The organism is Vibrio sp. EJY3 (assembly GCF_000241385.1).
Classification (GTDB): Bacteria; Pseudomonadota; Gammaproteobacteria; order Enterobacterales; family Vibrionaceae; genus Vibrio; species Vibrio natriegens.
In genome coordinates, this window is the sequence record NC_016613.1 from 2,539,556 (window position 1) to 2,556,377 (window position 16,822).

General features: G+C 46.1%; 19 protein-coding genes. 4 read left to right on the forward strand and 15 right to left on the reverse strand.

What is annotated here, in order from left to right:
* Window positions 1-65: 65 nt before the first annotated feature.
* The 4 genes from VEJY3_RS11430 (at window position 66) to VEJY3_RS11445 (ending at window position 4,507) form a co-directional block, all read left to right on the forward strand.
* Window positions 66-614 (forward strand): sigma-70 family RNA polymerase sigma factor, encoded by a 549-nt coding sequence (locus VEJY3_RS11430; protein ID WP_373423024.1) that lies wholly within the window; start codon window positions 66-68, stop codon window positions 612-614.
* A complete protein-coding gene (locus VEJY3_RS11435) occupies window positions 607-1,335 on the forward strand; it encodes a DUF3379 domain-containing protein (RefSeq protein WP_014232631.1) in 729 nt (242 codons plus the stop codon). The genes VEJY3_RS11430 and VEJY3_RS11435 overlap by 8 nt, the downstream gene beginning before the upstream one ends.
* Window positions 1,336-1,640: 305 nt before the next feature.
* On the forward strand, window positions 1,641-2,903 hold the full coding sequence (locus VEJY3_RS11440; protein WP_014232632.1) for an outer membrane protein transport protein: 1,263 nt from the start codon (window positions 1,641-1,643) through the stop codon (window positions 2,901-2,903).
* 308 nt (window positions 2,904-3,211) lie between these two features.
* Window positions 3,212-4,507 carry an outer membrane protein transport protein gene (locus tag VEJY3_RS11445; protein ID WP_041170257.1) on the forward strand — a complete coding sequence of 432 codons (1,296 nt, stop codon included), beginning with the start codon at window positions 3,212-3,214 and terminating at the stop codon, window positions 4,505-4,507.
* A 76-nt stretch (window positions 4,508-4,583) separates the two neighbouring features.
* Here the strand turns inward: VEJY3_RS11445 and VEJY3_RS11450 are convergent, their stop codons facing one another.
* The 15 genes from VEJY3_RS11450 to VEJY3_RS11520 form a co-directional block, all read right to left on the reverse strand.
* Complete coding sequence (locus tag VEJY3_RS11450; protein ID WP_014232634.1) at window positions 4,584-5,354, reverse strand: VacJ family lipoprotein; 771 nt, start codon at window positions 5,352-5,354, stop codon at window positions 4,584-4,586.
* Between the two features lie 173 nt (window positions 5,355-5,527).
* Window positions 5,528-6,742 (reverse strand): c-type cytochrome biogenesis protein CcmI, encoded by a 1,215-nt coding sequence (gene ccmI, locus VEJY3_RS11455; protein WP_014232635.1) that lies wholly within the window; start codon window positions 6,740-6,742, stop codon window positions 5,528-5,530.
* Entirely contained in the window at window positions 6,742-7,227 is a 486-nt protein-coding gene (locus VEJY3_RS11460; protein WP_014232636.1) for a cytochrome c-type biogenesis protein, read from the reverse strand. Before VEJY3_RS11460 ends, ccmI begins: the two co-directional genes overlap by 1 nt.
* On the reverse strand, window positions 7,224-7,778 hold the full coding sequence (locus tag VEJY3_RS11465) for a DsbE family thiol:disulfide interchange protein (protein ID WP_014232637.1): 555 nt from the start codon (window positions 7,776-7,778) through the stop codon (window positions 7,224-7,226). The genes VEJY3_RS11460 and VEJY3_RS11465 overlap by 4 nt, the downstream gene beginning before the upstream one ends.
* Window positions 7,771-9,756, reverse strand: coding sequence for a heme lyase CcmF/NrfE family subunit (locus VEJY3_RS11470; protein ID WP_014232638.1), 1,986 nt, complete (start codon window positions 9,754-9,756; stop codon window positions 7,771-7,773). The genes VEJY3_RS11465 and VEJY3_RS11470 overlap by 8 nt, the downstream gene beginning before the upstream one ends.
* Window positions 9,753-10,238 (reverse strand): cytochrome c maturation protein CcmE, encoded by a 486-nt coding sequence (gene ccmE / locus VEJY3_RS11475; RefSeq protein ID WP_014232639.1) that lies wholly within the window; start codon window positions 10,236-10,238, stop codon window positions 9,753-9,755. The genes VEJY3_RS11470 and ccmE overlap by 4 nt, the downstream gene beginning before the upstream one ends.
* Entirely contained in the window at window positions 10,235-10,441 is a 207-nt protein-coding gene (gene ccmD / locus VEJY3_RS11480; RefSeq protein WP_014232640.1) for a heme exporter protein CcmD, read from the reverse strand. Before ccmD ends, ccmE begins: the two co-directional genes overlap by 4 nt.
* An 11-nt stretch (window positions 10,442-10,452) precedes the next feature.
* The gene (locus VEJY3_RS11485) at window positions 10,453-11,196 is read right to left on the reverse strand and encodes a heme ABC transporter permease (RefSeq protein ID WP_014232641.1); all 744 of its coding nucleotides are present in this window, start codon (window positions 11,194-11,196) and stop codon (window positions 10,453-10,455) included.
* 120 nt (window positions 11,197-11,316) lie between these two features.
* Window positions 11,317-11,985: a heme exporter protein CcmB gene (gene ccmB / locus VEJY3_RS11490; protein WP_014232642.1), complete on the reverse strand. Its 669-nt coding sequence runs from the start codon at window positions 11,983-11,985 to the stop codon at window positions 11,317-11,319.
* 1 nt (window position 11,986) lies between these two features.
* On the reverse strand, window positions 11,987-12,604 hold the full coding sequence (ccmA, locus tag VEJY3_RS11495; protein ID WP_014232643.1) for a cytochrome c biogenesis heme-transporting ATPase CcmA: 618 nt from the start codon (window positions 12,602-12,604) through the stop codon (window positions 11,987-11,989).
* A gap of 242 nt (window positions 12,605-12,846) precedes the next feature.
* Window positions 12,847-13,338, reverse strand: coding sequence for a DUF2802 domain-containing protein (locus VEJY3_RS11500; protein ID WP_014232644.1), 492 nt, complete (start codon window positions 13,336-13,338; stop codon window positions 12,847-12,849).
* A gap of 14 nt (window positions 13,339-13,352) precedes the next feature.
* Window positions 13,353-13,847, reverse strand: coding sequence for a chemotaxis protein CheW (locus VEJY3_RS11505; protein WP_014232645.1), 495 nt, complete (start codon window positions 13,845-13,847; stop codon window positions 13,353-13,355).
* A 35-nt stretch (window positions 13,848-13,882) separates the two neighbouring features.
* On the reverse strand, window positions 13,883-14,923 hold the full coding sequence (locus tag VEJY3_RS11510; protein WP_014232646.1) for a chemotaxis protein CheW: 1,041 nt from the start codon (window positions 14,921-14,923) through the stop codon (window positions 13,883-13,885).
* On the reverse strand, window positions 14,916-15,692 hold the full coding sequence (locus VEJY3_RS11515) for a ParA family protein (RefSeq protein ID WP_014232647.1): 777 nt from the start codon (window positions 15,690-15,692) through the stop codon (window positions 14,916-14,918). The genes VEJY3_RS11510 and VEJY3_RS11515 overlap by 8 nt, the downstream gene beginning before the upstream one ends.
* A gap of 8 nt (window positions 15,693-15,700) precedes the next feature.
* A complete protein-coding gene (locus VEJY3_RS11520) occupies window positions 15,701-16,813 on the reverse strand; it encodes a chemotaxis response regulator protein-glutamate methylesterase (RefSeq protein ID WP_014232648.1) in 1,113 nt (370 codons plus the stop codon).
* Between the last annotated feature and the right edge of the window lie 9 nt (window positions 16,814-16,822).

Sequence of the window (16,822 nt, forward strand, 5' to 3'; positions counted from 1 at the left end):
TCTATCCGAATGACCACACAGTACTGGTTAAATAACAAATGGGGGCTCTTGCAGCCATGTTAAAAATGTTTGGAAAGAAAAATTCCAACAGTCCGGTCAACTCTGATATGGACAAACAAAGAAAATATGAATCGCTCGTTCGGGGCTACCATCGTGATTTATATCGCTATGCTTACTGGTTGTGTAAAGATAAAGCGGTAGCCGAAGATTTGGTGCAAGAAACCTGTCTTCGTGCATGGAAATCTCTGGATAGCTTGCTGGACGAAAAAGCGGCAAAGTCTTGGCTTATTACCATATTAAGACGAGAAAATGCACGCCGGTTCGAACGCAAACAATTTGATTTAGTTGATATCGATGACTATGGCAATGATGCAAAGGTCAGCGACGACCCTCATCACCAGCAAGAGTGGCTTCAGGCACAGATCATGAAATTAGACGTCGAATATCGTGAACCTTTATTTCTGCAAGTCGTAGGCGGTTTCAGTGGAGAAGAGATCGGCGACATACTGGAACTGAACAAAAACACTGTGATGACTCGACTATTTCGTGCTCGTAATCAACTTAAAGAGATGTTGGATTCTCAAGATACAAAGAGAGGACAAAAAAATGGATGATTTAGAATTTCGTCGTCGTATTTTGTCGGATCCAAAACAGAAGGATGAAGAGATACTGCAAGCTTTGGCAGACAACAGTGCTAACCATAAGTTTGTTGAAGACGTTTTGGATCTCGATGAAAAAATCAAACAGGCTATGAATGTCGATGTGCCTGAAGATCTTGCTGACAAAATTTTGTTCAGCCAAAGTTCGAGCTCTCTTGAACAAAACGTTGTCCGCCCTACTTTTGCTAAGAAGGCAATGGCTTTGGCTGCATCGGTAGCATTTACAGCTGGCTTGTTAGTTGGTCAGGTCAACTGGAGCAATATTCTCGTCTCACCGGCACATGCTACATTGGCGGATACAGCAATCAAACATGTAATAGACGAAGAGCCTTTTGTCCGTCACTTGGATGAAAATGTGCCAAGCACATTCATCAACGCCAAAATGTCTCCGCTGAATTTTAAGTTCAACCAGAACTTTCCTTACCACGTTTATTACTTAAATCACTGTGGATTCGGAGAGTCTAATGCCGTGCATATGGTTTTTCAGGGTTTGAAAGGTAAAGTCACCATGTTCATTACCAGAATCCCAAGTGAGCAAGCTGTCGACTTCAACAAAGAAGGCATGAGTGGCGTTGTTCAACCTATAGGTAGCGCAAGTATGATCTTGGTCGGTCAACAAGGTGAGGATATCAATGTGATCGCCAGTAAACTGACCCCTCTAATCCAACCTATGTAATAAGTTGAAACATAATTAGTGTAAAACCCATTAGCTGCCGCCTACTGTGACCTCTATGCGGCAGTTGTGTATTTGTAGGACGCAAACGTTTACCGCCTACAACCCGTCGCAGCGCCATTAGAGTATAAACTCTAAATATTACAGTTTAGATGTCATTTCCCTGCATTTAGCATCATTTTTATAATTTTTCCTAAATTTTATCCAATGGTCGGATTTGTTAATAACATTCTTGTGACTACTATCTGCGCCACTGAGCAAAAGCTCGAATTATCGTCCAAAGAGACGAATCTAATAAGGAAAAACACATGACTTATAATAAGCGTCTGTTCAAAAAGACTCTCTTAGCAGTAACGGTAGCTTTTGCCTCAGGTCAAACGATGGCAGCAGGTTTCCAAATTAATGCCCAATCAGCGACTGGCCTTGGCCGTGCCTTTGCTGGTGATGCGGTAATTGCAGATAACGCTTCAGTAATGGCGCGTAACCCAGCTGCAATGGCGCTGTTTGACAAAATGGAACTGTCTGTTGGTTTTGAAACTATTACTTCACTTATTGAAGTGAAAAATGCCACTTACAACATTAACGGCAACAACATCCCTGTTGGAGACGTTGACGATGTAGGTGACACTGCTCTTGCTCCAAACATTCACCTAATTGTACCGGTAAACGACAAGTTTGCCTGGGGTGTGAATGCCTACTCTAACTTCGGTACAAAGACTGAATTCTCTGACAGCTACGTAGCGGCTGAATACGGCGGCCTGACCGACGTGAAAAGCGCTAACTTTGGTCTGGCGGGTTCTTACCGTCTGAACGACCAATGGAGCTTTGGTGCTGGCCTGGATGTGATTTACGGTAAAGGCACAATGAAACGCGTAACGAGCTCTGCTCTTGCTGCTGTAAATCCTGCTCTAGGTGGTGCAACGCTTCTTGATGTTGATTCTGCTGACGGTTGGGCCGTAGGTTTCAACGTAGGTACCGTATTTGAGCTAGACGAAAATAACCGTTTTGGTTTTGCATACCACTACAGCCCAGAATTTGAAGCAAAAGACGACGAAGGCCAAAAGATCACGCTACCTCTGCCAGACATGGCTGAGTTCTCTGGCTACCACAAAATCAAGGACACCAAGTTCGCGGTGCACTACAGCGTACAATACATTGGCTGGAAAGACTTTGACCAGATTGATTTTGAAAACCTAGATCAAGGTATGCTAACTGGCAGCTACGCTAAACAATATCAGTGGCAAGACGGCTGGCACTACGCGATTGGTGGTACTTACTTCCTAAACAATGACTGGACGCTTCGCGCTGGTTACATGTACGACACTAGTGCACAAGACAATGTAACGTCTATTTCTGTACCAGATTCAGACCGTCAGTGGTTCTCAACTGGTTTCACTTACCATCTTGACAGCAAAGCTAACATCGACTTTGGTTTCACATACCTAATGGGTGATGACATTAAAGTTAACGAGAGCACGACTATTATCCCTGGCATGCTGTCTACTGGCGTAAGTGCAACAACTCACGCAGACGCGATTCTAGTTGGCTTACAGTACAGCCGTAGCTTCTAATTGACGTATTAGTCGCTATTGCAAAAACTTTCTATATAAAAGGCTGGATTTCCAGCCTTTTTTCTTACCTGCGAGTTATTCTACGCTCGATTTCAGTGAACACGTGTATCTAAAAACCTATATTAGGACGCACAGCTGTTCGCTGAATATCTTTCACAACTCTTTTACAGCCAGGCTTTTAATCTTCTATAAGATAATTGGTCAGAATTTAATACTAAAAACGTATCCTTTCCGGATTTTCATTTCTAAAGTAAAAGCTCTATCTTTAAAATTTTACCCTACGTTTTAAATAATTCAGCGAACACAAAATGAAAACCAACAAGACCCTTCTTTCTATGACAGTAGCACTAAGTCTGCTGGGCACAGCAAGCGCGACTCATGCAGCCGGTTTCCAACTTGCGGAGTTCTCTGCGACAGGCTTAGGCCGCGCATACGCAGGTGAAGCAGCAATGGCAGATAATGCAAGTGCACAATGGCGAAACCCGGCGATGCTCACTTACTTAGAAGGCACACAAGTATCTGTTGGTGCTATCTATGTGAATCCAAATCTTGATGTAGACGGTGACGTCGATTTCTATGGCAATAACATTCCAGCGTCTTCAGATGACTTCGCTCACGATGCAATCATCCCTAACTTCTACCTATCGCATCAGTACAACGACGAGTTCGTTGTCGGCTTAGCGTTGGGAACCAACTACGGTATGGAAACGGATCTTGGTACTGGTTTTGCGGCGTCACACTTCGGCAACGAAGCCAGCGTGACCACAATGGAAGTCAACCTGAATGCAGCCTACAAGATTAACAACGCTGTAAGTATCGGCGGGGGCGTTCGCTATATCCTTGGTGAAGGTAGCTTTGGCGCAACAACACCTGCCACAAATGCATTGGGTCTTCCTCAAGATACCACGCTGAAGTACATGGAAGGTGATGATACCGCTTGGGGTTGGCAAGTCGGTACGGCATGGCAGATCAACGACAATAACCGCATCGGCTTCGCATACAAATCAGAAGTAGAACTGAAGTTGCAGGGTCATGCTGAAGGTCTTGGTTTTGGCTTTGGTACCCAACTGCCACAAACCCGCGACAATGGTTACATGTACCTGACGCTACCAGCGACTGCGGAGCTGGCAAGCTACCACCAGATTACTGAACAACTTGCCCTGCACGCGAGTTTTAACTGGACTGACTGGAGCTCATTCGAAAAACTGGAAGCCCACCTTGATACCGCAGGTACGCACATGGTTAAAGTTGAAAACTGGGAAGATAACTACCGTTTTGCGTTAGGTGCGACCTACCAGCTTCAGCCGCAACTGGCATTAAGAACAGGTATTGCGTACGACACATCAGCCGTTAGCGATAAAAACCGTACTATCACTATTCCAGAAACCGATCGTACCTGGCTAAGTATTGGCGCAACATACGACTGGACAAAAGATTTCAGCTTAGATGCAGGTTTCACTTACATCATCGCGAAAGATGCCTCAATTACAGAGTCACGCGGTTATGATTCGGACAACACTGCAGAACAAGTTGGTGGTCAGTTTGTAGGTGAAACAACGGGTAACGTTTGGTTAATTGGCCTTCAGGCGAACTACCGTTTCTAATCGAATACACCATTGAAGAAAAAAGGCTTAGCAACTGCTAAGCCTTTTTCGTATCTACTATTTAAACCTGAGAGGTTTAAAATTCGTCTAAGTATTCGTCCAGGTAAGCTTCTTCTTCTGCATCGACTTCTTTTACAGTCTCCACTTCTGCTTTAAAGTTTTGGCGCTGGATATAAATATCACGAGTCAAAACATAAGGATCTGGTGAGTTGTCCAGCTGCGCTTCCTGAGAAACAAGCAACGCACGTTTTTCCATGCCTTCGAAAGCCCATTTACCAAGGCTTGCCCAGAAGTTTAGGTAGGTCAGAGGGACATACATACTGTCTACTGTATCGGTGACTTCACGCAGCGTGTAAGGGCCGTATCCCGGAACCATAAAGTAAGGCCCGTTACCTACACCGTAATGACCGACGGCATCACTGAAAACTTTTTCATCGTATTTGGTAATTCCCGCAGCGGTGGCGACATCCACCAGACCAAGGAGACCAAATGTGGAGTTAAGCCAGAATCGATTAAAGTGATCGACGGCTTTACCACCATTACCCATCAGCAGATTGTTCACCATACTTGCTGGCTCGTCTAAGTTCGCCAGAAAGTTAGCAATACCATAACGAATAGGTGTAGGCGTGTATTCCACATAGGCTAATGACACCGGACGTACTAAATACGGATCCAGGTAGTCGTAGTTAATGTCCCACATGGCACGGTTAAAGCCTTCCAACGGATCGTACGCATCAGAAGTCGTTTGATTTGTTTCTTCTGTTGCTGCCTCCTCAGGCGCACTTGAACAGCCAACCAGTCCAATTGCTAACAGCATCAAGAAGATGGATTTACCCTTGTTATACATTCTATGTTCCATAACGACTATTAATATACTTAAGCAACCTTGCTATAAAATTCATGACTCGGATACAGTTTAGAAGTCACTTAAGTATAAAAACAAGGCCAGCATAAGCTGGCCTTTGTCATTCTACTCGATAGTTTAGAGCCATACCACTATACGGATATGACTCGCAACTTTTAAAATTGCTTATTGATAATAACTTCAACAGGTTGCCCGAACTCTACGACACCACTCTCACCGTGCCAGTCATGATCACGGGTTGCCACGTTACCATCAGAATCAACGCGTACACGCACCAAAAGCTTATCCAATGAAGACAACTTTGAACCTTGCATCATGGCATTGCCATCATCCAGTACCACTGTTCGCGGGAATGATGCTAACGGGTAACGAGCCGCAGCTACTGGCATTGGAGAGCCATCAGCACGGTGGACAGATACGATAAGTACTCCGTTAGGATCGACCTGAGCTTCAGGAGCAAGGCTGATGGTAACCGCCACGCTCTTATCCGGAGAAACCGCTTCGCCCATCTGTTTACGCGCACTATCAATACTGCGAGAAAGCATCTCATAGCGGCTATCTTCAGGACCGATCATCTGTTGCATTACACCCCAGTATTTGATCGCTGCTGGGTAGTCTTGACGTTCAAACGCATCGAACGCAAGCAGCGAGAAGACTCGCAGATCCACTCTATCCTGCTGAACCAGCTGGCCCAAAAGAGAGCGTGCGGTGTTCTGATCCATTTCTTCCTGAGAAAGCATCAGAGCTTGCGCATACCCCAGCATAATATCCGGGTCTTGAGGTTCAAGGTTGTACGACTTTTCCATGGAATCGATAGCAGTGGTCACATCACGATTCGCCAGAGCAATACGTCCCAGCAACAACCAACCGGTTGAATCTTCCGGTTGATAATGCAGACGAGTACGCAGTGCTAATGTCAAATCTTCCATCTCTTGATCACTTAGAGGTTCAGATGAAGACGACATCAGCTTTTTCGACAACTCAGGTAAGTTTGCCGACACTTCTTGCCACCTAACCACTTCTTGAGATGCGCCAAATTGGTAATACAAACCGTAACTCAAGACAACAGTCAGCACCACAGAAGGAACCAATACCGCGATAGGAGAAATTTTTGTTTCTTTGTGCCCTTTATCGCCTGGAATATCATCTAGCAATGATTGTTTAAGATCCGAAATCAGGTCTTCCTGGCTTTCAACCAAACCTTCTTCGGTCTCTTCTTGAAGCTCTGATAAACGATCTTTGTAAAACGCTTTATTAAGTTCATCGCGTAGTACTTCATCGTTGTTCGCTTTTTGTTTTAGTAACGGCATGGCTACTAGAGCACAAGCGATCAGCGTAAGAACAACAGTAGATATCCAAAATAGTGTCATTACTTCTTATCTCCGTCGTTCTCTTCTTCAAGCAATGCTTTGAGGCGAGCTTCTTTTTGTTCGTCCCACTTTTCATCACTATTTGCGACGACTTTTGCTTTTATTTTGCGACTACGTAATACGATCAGAGCAAAGCCACCCAGTACAACAGAAAGCGGCCCCAGCCATAAGATAGCCGTCGCAATAGTGAATGGCGGATTGTAAGTCACAAAGTTACCGTAACGCGCCACCATGTAATCGACGATCTCTTCCTTAGACTTACCTTCTTTGGTCATTTCATACACTTTATGGCGTAAGTCTTGAGCAAGCTCGGCATTAGAATCAGAGATCGTGTTGTTCTGACATTTAGGGCAGCGCAGAGTGTGGCTTAGTTCTTTGAACTGCTGTTCTTGTTTGAGGTTGTCAAACTCGTACACTTCAATAGCAGCTTGAGCCGCTAACGAGAATGTCAGCGCTGCAAATACGGCTAAAATTACCTTTCTCATAGCTTCGCCTCCTCAACCAACTGATTGTAAAGCGGTTCTAATGTATCAGCCCAATTGCGTGGATTGACATCCCCAACATGGCGATAACGAACAACACCACTAGCATCGATAATGAAAGTTTCCGGTGCTCCGTAAACGCCTAAGTCCAGACCAAGCATACCGCTGCCGTCAAACAAACTGATCAGGTAAGGATTACCCAAATCATTCAACCAACCTACTGCTTTAGTGCGATCATCTTTGTAGTTCATACCGATGATCTTGACACCTTTACCAGCTAGTTCATTGAGATACTTATGCTCTGCATAACAGGTTGGACACCAGGTAGCCCAAACGTTGAGCAGTAAAGGTTCGCCTTTGAAAATAGATTGATCGTATTCTTTACCCGGCTCAGCCAAGTCTTCAAGGTGAAAAGCTGGTACAGGTTTACCCACTAATACCGACTCAAGTTTTGTCGGGTCATCACCCTCTTGGTTACGCATCAACTGGGTTGCAAAGATCCCCGCTAGGACCATAAAAGCGACTAACGGGATAAACAAGACTTTCTTATTCATATTGTGCGACCTGCTCCTTTGCCTTAGCACTCTTCTTAGATGACTTACGGAAGCGGTAACGCTTGTCTGAAATAGCCAGACCACCACCAATTGCCATGATCAAAGCACCAGCCCAAATCCAACGAACGAACGGTTTGTAGTAAATACGTACAGCCCATGAACGGTTGTCTTCTAAACGCTCACCCATCGCAATGTAAAGATCTCGCGTTACGCCACGATCAATCGCTGCTTCTGTCATCATAGACTTAGCAGTACGGTAGAAACGCTTCTCTGCATGCAGCGTATTGACGTAGTTACCGTTATGCGTAACTTCAAAATCCGCGATATAACCATCGTAGTTAGGGCCATCTTTGTCTCGCAAGCCAGAGAAATAGAAATCATAACCCTGGATTTGGAAGTGTTCTCCCGGAGCTAAACGCACATCACGCTCAATGCTGTAGTTCTGCACCATCGCGATACCGATAACGGTTACCGCCAAACCAATGTGACCTAACATCATTGCCCAGTGACTGCGCTGCAACTTACCTACGCCTTCGACGAAGCTATGTCGGTGAGTTGCACGCTCGTGAAGCTCGAAGCCGTGCATGACGATGATCCAAATTGCCATTACCCAACCGATGTAAGCCATAATTTGGAAGAAATCTGCGAATAGGTATACGCAAACCGCCGCCAGTACCAGAGCAGTCACGCCAGAGATCACCATCGGCTTAACGATTGAAGACAATTGATCTCGTTTCCAGCGAATAAGCGGACCAATACCCAATAAGAAAGCAAATGGCATCATCAACCATGCAAACAGCATGTCGAAGAATGGCGCGCCAATTGAGACAGAGCCAAGACCAATTTGCTTATGCACCAGCGGTAACAATGTACCGACTAAAACAACAACCAGTGCTGCGATCAACAGTACGTTGTTGCCAAGTAAAACGTTCTCTCGTGACACTAAATCGAAGTTACCACGGACACGAACCGATGCGCCTTTTACCGCGAACAGTAGCAGCGAGCCGCCGATAACAAATACAAGGAAAGCAAGAATAAACATGCCGCGAGCCGGGTCAGAGGCAAACGCGTGCACTGAAACCAAAATACCTGAACGCACCAGGAACGTCCCCAGCAGACTCAATGAGAATGCAGAGATAGCAAGCAGTACTGTCCACGCTTTAAAGGTGCCGCGTTTTTCGGTGACGGCCAAAGAGTGCATCAGTGCGGTACCAGCCAACCAAGGCATAAAGGACGCGTTCTCTACTGGATCCCAGAACCACCAGCCACCCCAGCCGAGCTCGTAATATGCCCACCATGAACCTAGCGCGATACCTAGAGTTAAAAATACCCACGCCGCCGTTGTCCAGGGACGAGACCAGCGAGCCCAGGCGGTATCTAAACGGCCCGTCATCAGAGAAGCAATAGCAAATGAGAACGCAACCGAGAAACCTACATACCCCATATAAAGCATCGGAGGGTGAACAATCAGCCCCGGGTCTTGTAGAAGTGGGTTCAAGTCACGACCGTCAATCGGGAAGAACGGCAAGGTACGCAGGAATGGGCTTGATGTGAAAATAATAAACATCAGGAAGCCGACCGAAATCATCCCCATTACTGCCAGTACGCGCGCGACAGATTCTTGCGGCATACCACGGCTGAATGTCGCGACAGCAACAGTCCAAGCAGCCTGAATCAACACCCAAAGAAGTAGTGAGCCTTCGTGCGCACCCCACACCGCAGTTAAACGGTAGTACCAAGGTAGCTGGCTGTTCGAGTTACTTGCCACATATTGCAGGGTAAAATCGTTGGTATAAAAGCCCCAGCATAAAATAATGAACGAGAACAACAACATGAGAAACATCGACCACGACAGTGGACGAGCGGTGTTCATCAGCATGGTGTTGTTATTTGATGCCCCCCAGAGTGGCAGTATGCTCAGCAGCACTGCCATCGCAAGCGATAGTATGAGGGCAAAGTGACCGATTTCTGCAATCATTGGCCGCTTCCTTGTGTCTGCTCAGAGCTGTACTTCATTGGTTCATGCGTCTTTTCCATCGCTGCAGCGATTTCTGGCGGCATGTAATCTTCATCGTGTTTTGCTAGTACTTCAAATGCTTCAATCGTGGTCGCATCACGCAAAACACCTTGTGCAACAATACCCTGCCCCTCACGGAACAAATCCGGAAGAATACCTTCATAAACTACGGTCACTTTCGGGCCGATATCGTGTAGGTCGAAACTTACTTTCAAAGAGTCAGGATCACGACGAACTGAGCCGTTTACTACCATGCCACCGATACGTAGACGTTGACCAACTTCAGGTTTAGTACCATCAGGCTTACCATTGACCAATTCCGTAGGCGTGTAGAAAAGGTCCATATTCTGGTTGAGCGCGTAAAGCATCAAACCAATGGTGGCACTAATACCGACAAAGATAGCCAGTACAATACCTAGCCTCTTTTTACGTCTCGGGTTCATAAGGTGTTCTCCATATTCTTCGCTGCGTCAATTCGAGCTTGACGGTCTATTTTTGCTTTCACTTCATTCAATAATGCATCACCGCGACGAAGGCTGGTGATTAAGAGAATCAGCATCGATAGAAAAGTGATGCCAAATGAGCTCCATACGTATGATGCGTAGCCACCCATGGCAAAAAAGTCGCTCAGAGATTCAAAATACATAATTCACTACCTCACTGAGTTTTTTCTGTTGCAATTTGACGTACCCAAGGGCGGTGACTCTCTTTGCTGATGATTTCATTTCTGAAACGCACCATAGTCACAGCGCCAAAGAAGAACGCAAAACCAAAGATATTCAGCAGCAGAGGCCAAAGCATGTCAGCTGAGATGGATGGTTGTTCGAATTTTGTGATGGTTGCGCCTTGGTGTAGCGTATTCCACCATTCCACAGAAAAGTGAATGATCGGTAAGTTCACAACACCAACGATCGCTAGAATACCTGCTGCTTTTGCTGCGGTCTTCTGGTCGTCAAAAGCATGATAAAGCGCAATAACACCCAGATATAAAAACAGAAGAATGAGCTCAGAAGTCAGGCGAGCATCCCATACCCACCAAGTCCCCCACATCGGCTTACCCCATACAGCACCAGTCACAAGTGCGATAAAGGTGTATACCGCTCCGATAGGGGCCATTGCTAACGCCGCCATATCTGAAAGTCGAACTTGCCATACCAAACCGATGAAAGCAGCAATTGCCATCGACAGGTAAGCCCCCATAGACCACATTGCGGACGGGACATGGATATAAATGATTCGGAAACTATCACCCTGTTGGTAATCTGAAGGCGCAAATGCCAGTCCCCAAATGGTCCCTGCCGTTAAAAATACGAGGGCCAATACAGAAAACCAAGGCAGAAACTTACCACTAAGGCGGTACGCTGCTTCAGGCTTGGCATAAGGATGTAGCCATTTCCACATATTTCAATCTCACTTTTGCTTTATAGGGGCACAATCTCTGAGGCCGAAACCATCGCTGTGCTTTAATCATTATTTAAGTCCTTTTAATACCAATCGTAGTAAAGGACTATTTGGTTAATGTTAGTTAACACTAACTCGCAACGCTGCACTTATTGCAAATGGTGTGAGGGTCATCGCCCCCATCAGCATCGCGCCTAGCACCGCCAGTTGGCCGTTATACGCTACACCAAGCGCTGCGGCATCAATGGCAGACGTTGCAAAAATCAGAATCGGGATATAGAGCGGAAGAACGAGTAAACTTAAAAGTACCCCACCCTTTTGTAGCCCAACTGTCAGTGCCACCCCAATGGCACCAATAAAACTTAACGCCGGAGTCCCGATACATAACGTAAGTACAACCGCCAGCCAAGTATCGAAATCCAGAGAAAGTAAAACCGCCAACAGAGGACTTATCAAAATCAGAGGCAATCCGGTTAATAGCCAATGTGCTATGACTTTCGAAATCACCACAAGTTGCAATGGAATAGGCATAAGCATCATTTGCTCTAATGCACCATCCTGAAAGTCGTCACGAAACAGCCGCTCCAATGATAATAATGCAGACAACAATGCAGCAACCCAAACAATGCCTGCTGAAATACGTGCTAACAAATTAGGCTCGGGGCCAATACTCAGAGGAAACAATGTGATAACAATAATAAAGAACCAAAGTGGGTTCAGAATGTCGGCTTGACGGCGATACGCAATCAAGAGTTCACGTCGGATAATAGTAGTCATGGCCGATATCATATTAATCACCCAGTTTTATTTTTCTAAGTTTCGGGCTATCAGAAAACATATCTTGGTGTGTGGTCAAAATCACAATTCCACCATTATCAGCATGATTAGCAAACAAAGCCTCTAACACTTTGACACCTTGCTTATCTATCGCCGTAAGTGGTTCATCCAGAATCCACAAGATTTGCTTGCTTAGCCAAAGCCTCGCCAGCGCTACGCGGCGTTGCTGACCAGCTGAAAGTTGAGCGACGGGAATATCTTCTCTTCCTGCTAACCCAACTTGAGTTAACGCAGTAAAGATTTCTTCATCGGAGATTTGGTTGTTATGAATAGACTGGTAAAAACGTAAGTTTTCTAATGCGGTAAGTTCACGTTTTACGCCCGTTTGGTGTCCCAGAAACAGTAGATCCCGGTGAAAGATGTCACGAGACTTTTCAACCTCTTCTCCCTTCCATTTGATAATACCGTCTTCTCTGTCGCCTAACCCTGTAACAATGCGTAATAACGTCGTTTTGCCCGTTCCGTTTCGCCCTTCAATCTGGACTAGTTCGCCTGGTTTTATCGTAAATTTCAGGTTTTCAAACAGGACCCTTTCGTCACGGATCGCAGTAAGGTTAGACACTTCTAACATAGGGCTTCAACTAAATAATGAACGAGCGGCTATATTAGCACAGCTTAGATAAGACGAAACAGAACAAGAGCCAAGAGATGTAAGTAAGTTCATGAATTTTTGTTAACTTACTTACACAATTCGATAAATATAACCATAAATGGTTATAAAGATTAATGAGGATGAGGCCTTAATTTCATAAGGGAGAAAACCTACCGTTTTGGGCGGTAGATTAAAAAAAGAAGCCGAAGCTTCTTTTATAACTAACGTCGTATGCCTGACGATGGATACCTCGACATCTCTGAAGGACGGCTACTGAGTGGCGGAATTTTCTCTTTCCCGGCCAGCTTTTTCTGTAGCGATAACATTAGCTCAGCTTCAGCTTTAGGTAATTCGCACTCTTCAATCAACTCGTTAATATCCGCGCCGAGTTGAACCATTTTGGAGGCTCGGCTATACAAGCGCCCGTCTGTATCGGCATGTTCCAGCTCGCGAATACGCTCGTTGAGGTGCTGGATAATATCTTGTTGCTCGGTAACCTTTTGCCCTAAGCCAACAACCACAGATCGAACTTCCAGTAGCTGCTTACTCAGTTTCTGTACTTCTTTCTCAGTATGTCGAGTTTGGGCTCTTTGCTGTTCGATTTTCCTTTGCAAACCGGAGCGAATACGCAGTTGCAAAACGAGCAGTACGAGCACTATAAAAGCGACACCACCAGCAATGACGGGGATAGATAAAAAATTCACTTCAGCCATGATCATTCAGCCAATTACAGATGAGCCATGTCATCCCATTCGTCTTCAGTCAATAGCTTGTTCAAATCAACCAGAATAAGAAGCTTGCCATCGCGATTACTAACGCCTTGAATGAACTTCGCACTTTCGTCAGTACCCACAGAAGGTGTGGTGTCGATCTCAGAAGAACGCAGGTAAACCACTTCAGCAACACTGTCGACCAGAATACCAATCACCTGACGCTCAGATTCGATAACGATGATACGTGTATTATCCGTCACTTCGCCTTCAATTAAGCCAAAGCGTGAACGCGTATCGATAACAGTAACGACGTTACCACGCAGATTAATAATACCCAGCACGTAATCTGGCGCACCAGGTACAGGTGCAATTTCTGTATAACGAAGAACTTCACGTACCTGCATAACGTTAATGCCGTACGTTTCTTCTTCTAGCTGGAACGTCACCCACTGAAGCACTTCGTCATTTGTGGCATCTTTCTTCACTTCAACTTCAAAAGCTTGAGACATAGTTAATCCTCGTTAATGTCGTTCCCGACTTCATTCTAATTCATTGATTTGACATCTAAACCAGCGTATAGCATGTCAATAAGTGCTTGGACGTGAATTAAAGCACACATTTTTTCTTTCACCATGCCCGCTAGCCATGGGCGTTTTCCCGCCTTTTCACGCCAGCGAACGTTGTCGACATTGAGTGTCTCAGTCCCCATCAACTGGTTACTGGCTAACCCCCACATGCTCTCCCCAAGCATGACGACATATTGGTAGTTATCTTTATATTCTTCACCGCAAAGCTTGTCGGCCATCACCCACTTTGCGGTATCAACCACATCAAACTTTTGCTCTCGATTGGTCTGCAATCCTAAGTACCATTCGGGTTTACCAATCAAATGATTCAGTTCAGTGATACGATGAATGCCACCTAACTCATCGAGAGCGACCGCAAACATCACTTCGTTCACATCGAAGTAAAGCACCTGAAAATCTTCATTTCGCTGAGTCGTTTCCCATGAGCCTGCTAAAACTTTGGACTCAGAAGCCTCTGCCAGTTCTGGCTCAGGTTCGATAACTTGTTCGAGTTCTGGTTGAACCGAAATTATTTCAGGCTGGTTTACTTCGATAACCGGCACTTCGGTAACCCATTCCTGAATTTCTTCAGTCATTTCTGCAGACTGGGAAACCTCTGCCAAACTCGGCTTAGCTTGCTGAGCAATCGCCATAGTGTTCTCAGCCAGAATCTCTTCGATATCCAGTTCGTCAACCACATTGGTCGACTCAAGCTGACTTAATAAACGTTCTACGTCTTCTAAGTTAGGGGCTTCCAGCTCAGGAGTATTGTTTTCTCGAAATGAAGAAGGCTCATCTTGAATAGGTTGCAACTGCAATTCTGGCTCTGGCTCTGGCTCTGGCTCTGGCTCTGGCTCTGGCTCTGGCTCTGGCTCTGGCTCTGGCTCTGAAGATGCAAGTTCTTGAGCAAGTAAGTCAAATTCTTCATCCAGCTCTTCAAGCTCAGTGTCTTCGTCTAGCAATGCGCAGAAGTAATCATCAAGTGCCTGTTCACTGGATATGACATCATGATTACTCATCGAGTGCTAACCTCTCCAGATAAATCAGTAACTGCTTATACGCAAAGACACCGCGACTGCCGGATGCAAAGTGCGAAACGGGCAGATGCTTCAGGCTCGCATCACGAAACTTAGTATCAATCGGCACGGCCGATGACCACACCTGATTTGGGTAGTCCTGCTTCAGTTGGGTCAGGGTCTGCAATGAAGCTCGCGTGCGCTTGTCGTACATGGTTGGCACTATCGTGACGTTAAAGCCATTCGGACGTGATTTTTTCATGATACTCAGGGTGCGCATCATGCGCTCAAGCCCCTTCATCGCCAAAAACTCTGTCTGCACCGGAATCAAAATACGGTCACTGGCGGCAAGCGCATTCACCATCATCACACCAAGAATCGGCGGACAGTCAATCAGCACGTAATCATAATCTTGGGAAACCGCTTTGAGCGCTCGCTTCAGGATAAGCCCCATACCACTGCGATTGCCCATCACCCTATCCAGCGTCGCAAGAGACATGTGGGCAGGAATGATGTCCATACCGTCCAGTTCCGTTTTAATAATCAACGGCTTTACGGTTTCATGCGTGAAGGTCTTAAGCTGAAAAAGATCAAACAAGCTTGATGCCACGTTATCAGCGTCATAACCGAGATAAGTCGTAAGTGAACCATGCGGATCGGTATCGACCATGAGCACGCGATGACCTTTTTGACTTAAAAGACCGGCTAATGTCACTGTGGTGGTGGTTTTGCCTACCCCACCTTTTTGGTTAGCTACACTCCAAACGATCATGCTTTATCCTACGCTAACCCCACTTCGACCAGAATGCGCTCAGCAATGCGATCCAGGGGTAAATCTTCAGACGAAATCCCCGCTTTCGCAACAGCCTGAGGCATACCGTAAACCACACAGCTATCTTCGTCTTGCGCCCAAATGGTTGAACCTGCAGATTTCAACATGCGTGCGCCTTCACGGCCATCAGCACCCATTCCCGTGAGCACTAACGAGAGCACTTTATCACCGTACACTTTCGCAGCTGAACCAAAGGTCACATCGACACACGGTTTGTAGTTCATTCGATCGCCGCCATCAATAATGCGTAGTCTCGCTACACCTGCGCGGCCATCGACCATCATCTGTTTACCGCCCGGAGCGAGATACGCCACGCCAGCTTGCAATGCATCGCCATCCTGCGCTTCTTTCACTTGAATTTTGCACAGCGTATTCAGGCGACTGGCGAAAGCGGCGGTAAAAGTTGCCGGCATGTGCTGAATAAGCACGATCGGATGCGGATAATTCACAGGCAAACGCGTCAAAATCTTTTGCAGTGCCACAGGGCCACCTGTCGACGTGCCGATAGCTGTCAGCTGATATCTTTTACCGGATGCTCGATACTTCGCCACCGAAGAGCGAGGCTTTGGTGCAGCCGGGATCGGATCGCGCGTCGCAAGCGGCCGAGTCAGTGACGTGGTTGCCGCTGAAGATGTGCGGGCAACAGGACGACGTAAGAAAGCACGCTTGGACGCAATCTGAATGATACGTTGCTGAAGTAGCGAAACCGCCTCATCACGGTTGCGCGCGATGTCTTCAAATTTTTTCGGTAAGAAATCCAGAGCGCCCGCTTCCAGCGCATCCAGCGTTGCTTTCGCTCCATCATGAGTCAGTGACGAAAACATCAGGATTGGCGTCGGTGACGCAGCCATGATTTCACGAACTGCCGTGATACCATCCATCACGGGCATTTCAATGTCCATGGTAATGACGTCAGGCTTAAGAGATTTGGCTTTTTCTACCGCTTCTCTGCCGTTAACAGCAACGTCAATCACCTCAAGGCGCGATTCTGAGTTGATGATTTCGCTAACGCGACGACGGAAAAAACTCGAATCATCAACGACTAGTACTTTAATCGCCATTTTATTCCT

Bases quoted from the DNA above. Each gene is read 5' to 3' on its own strand.
- VEJY3_RS11445 (WP_041170257.1), top strand. From the start codon at position 3,212: ATGAAAACCAACAAGACCCTTCTTTCTATGACAGTAGCACTAAGTCTG.
- VEJY3_RS11515 (WP_014232647.1), bottom strand. From the start codon at position 15,692: ATGATCGTTTGGAGTGTAGCTAACCAAAAAGGTGGGGTAGGCAAAACC.
- VEJY3_RS11485 (WP_014232641.1), bottom strand. From the start codon at position 11,196: ATGTGGAAATGGCTACATCCTTATGCCAAGCCTGAAGCAGCGTACCGC.
- VEJY3_RS11450 (WP_014232634.1), bottom strand. From the start codon at position 5,354: ATGTATAACAAGGGTAAATCCATCTTCTTGATGCTGTTAGCAATTGGA.
- VEJY3_RS11435 (WP_014232631.1), top strand. From the start codon at position 607: ATGGATGATTTAGAATTTCGTCGTCGTATTTTGTCGGATCCAAAACAG.
- ccmD (WP_014232640.1), bottom strand. From the start codon at position 10,441: ATGTATTTTGAATCTCTGAGCGACTTTTTTGCCATGGGTGGCTACGCA.
- VEJY3_RS11520 (WP_014232648.1), bottom strand. From the start codon at position 16,813: ATGGCGATTAAAGTACTAGTCGTTGATGATTCGAGTTTTTTCCGTCGT.
- VEJY3_RS11440 (WP_014232632.1), top strand. From the start codon at position 1,641: ATGACTTATAATAAGCGTCTGTTCAAAAAGACTCTCTTAGCAGTAACG.
- ccmA (WP_014232643.1), bottom strand. From the start codon at position 12,604: ATGTTAGAAGTGTCTAACCTTACTGCGATCCGTGACGAAAGGGTCCTG.
- ccmE (WP_014232639.1), bottom strand. From the start codon at position 10,238: ATGAACCCGAGACGTAAAAAGAGGCTAGGTATTGTACTGGCTATCTTT.
- VEJY3_RS11460 (WP_014232636.1), bottom strand. From the start codon at position 7,227: ATGAGAAAGGTAATTTTAGCCGTATTTGCAGCGCTGACATTCTCGTTA.
- VEJY3_RS11465 (WP_014232637.1), bottom strand. From the start codon at position 7,778: ATGAATAAGAAAGTCTTGTTTATCCCGTTAGTCGCTTTTATGGTCCTA.
- VEJY3_RS11430 (WP_373423024.1), top strand. From the start codon at position 66: ATGTTTGGAAAGAAAAATTCCAACAGTCCGGTCAACTCTGATATGGAC.
- VEJY3_RS11510 (WP_014232646.1), bottom strand. From the start codon at position 14,923: ATGAGTAATCATGATGTCATATCCAGTGAACAGGCACTTGATGATTAC.
- ccmI (WP_014232635.1), bottom strand. From the start codon at position 6,742: ATGACACTATTTTGGATATCTACTGTTGTTCTTACGCTGATCGCTTGT.
- VEJY3_RS11470 (WP_014232638.1), bottom strand. From the start codon at position 9,756: ATGATTGCAGAAATCGGTCACTTTGCCCTCATACTATCGCTTGCGATG.
- VEJY3_RS11505 (WP_014232645.1), bottom strand. From the start codon at position 13,847: ATGTCTCAAGCTTTTGAAGTTGAAGTGAAGAAAGATGCCACAAATGAC.
- VEJY3_RS11500 (WP_014232644.1), bottom strand. From the start codon at position 13,338: ATGGCTGAAGTGAATTTTTTATCTATCCCCGTCATTGCTGGTGGTGTC.
- ccmB (WP_014232642.1), bottom strand. From the start codon at position 11,985: ATGATATCGGCCATGACTACTATTATCCGACGTGAACTCTTGATTGCG.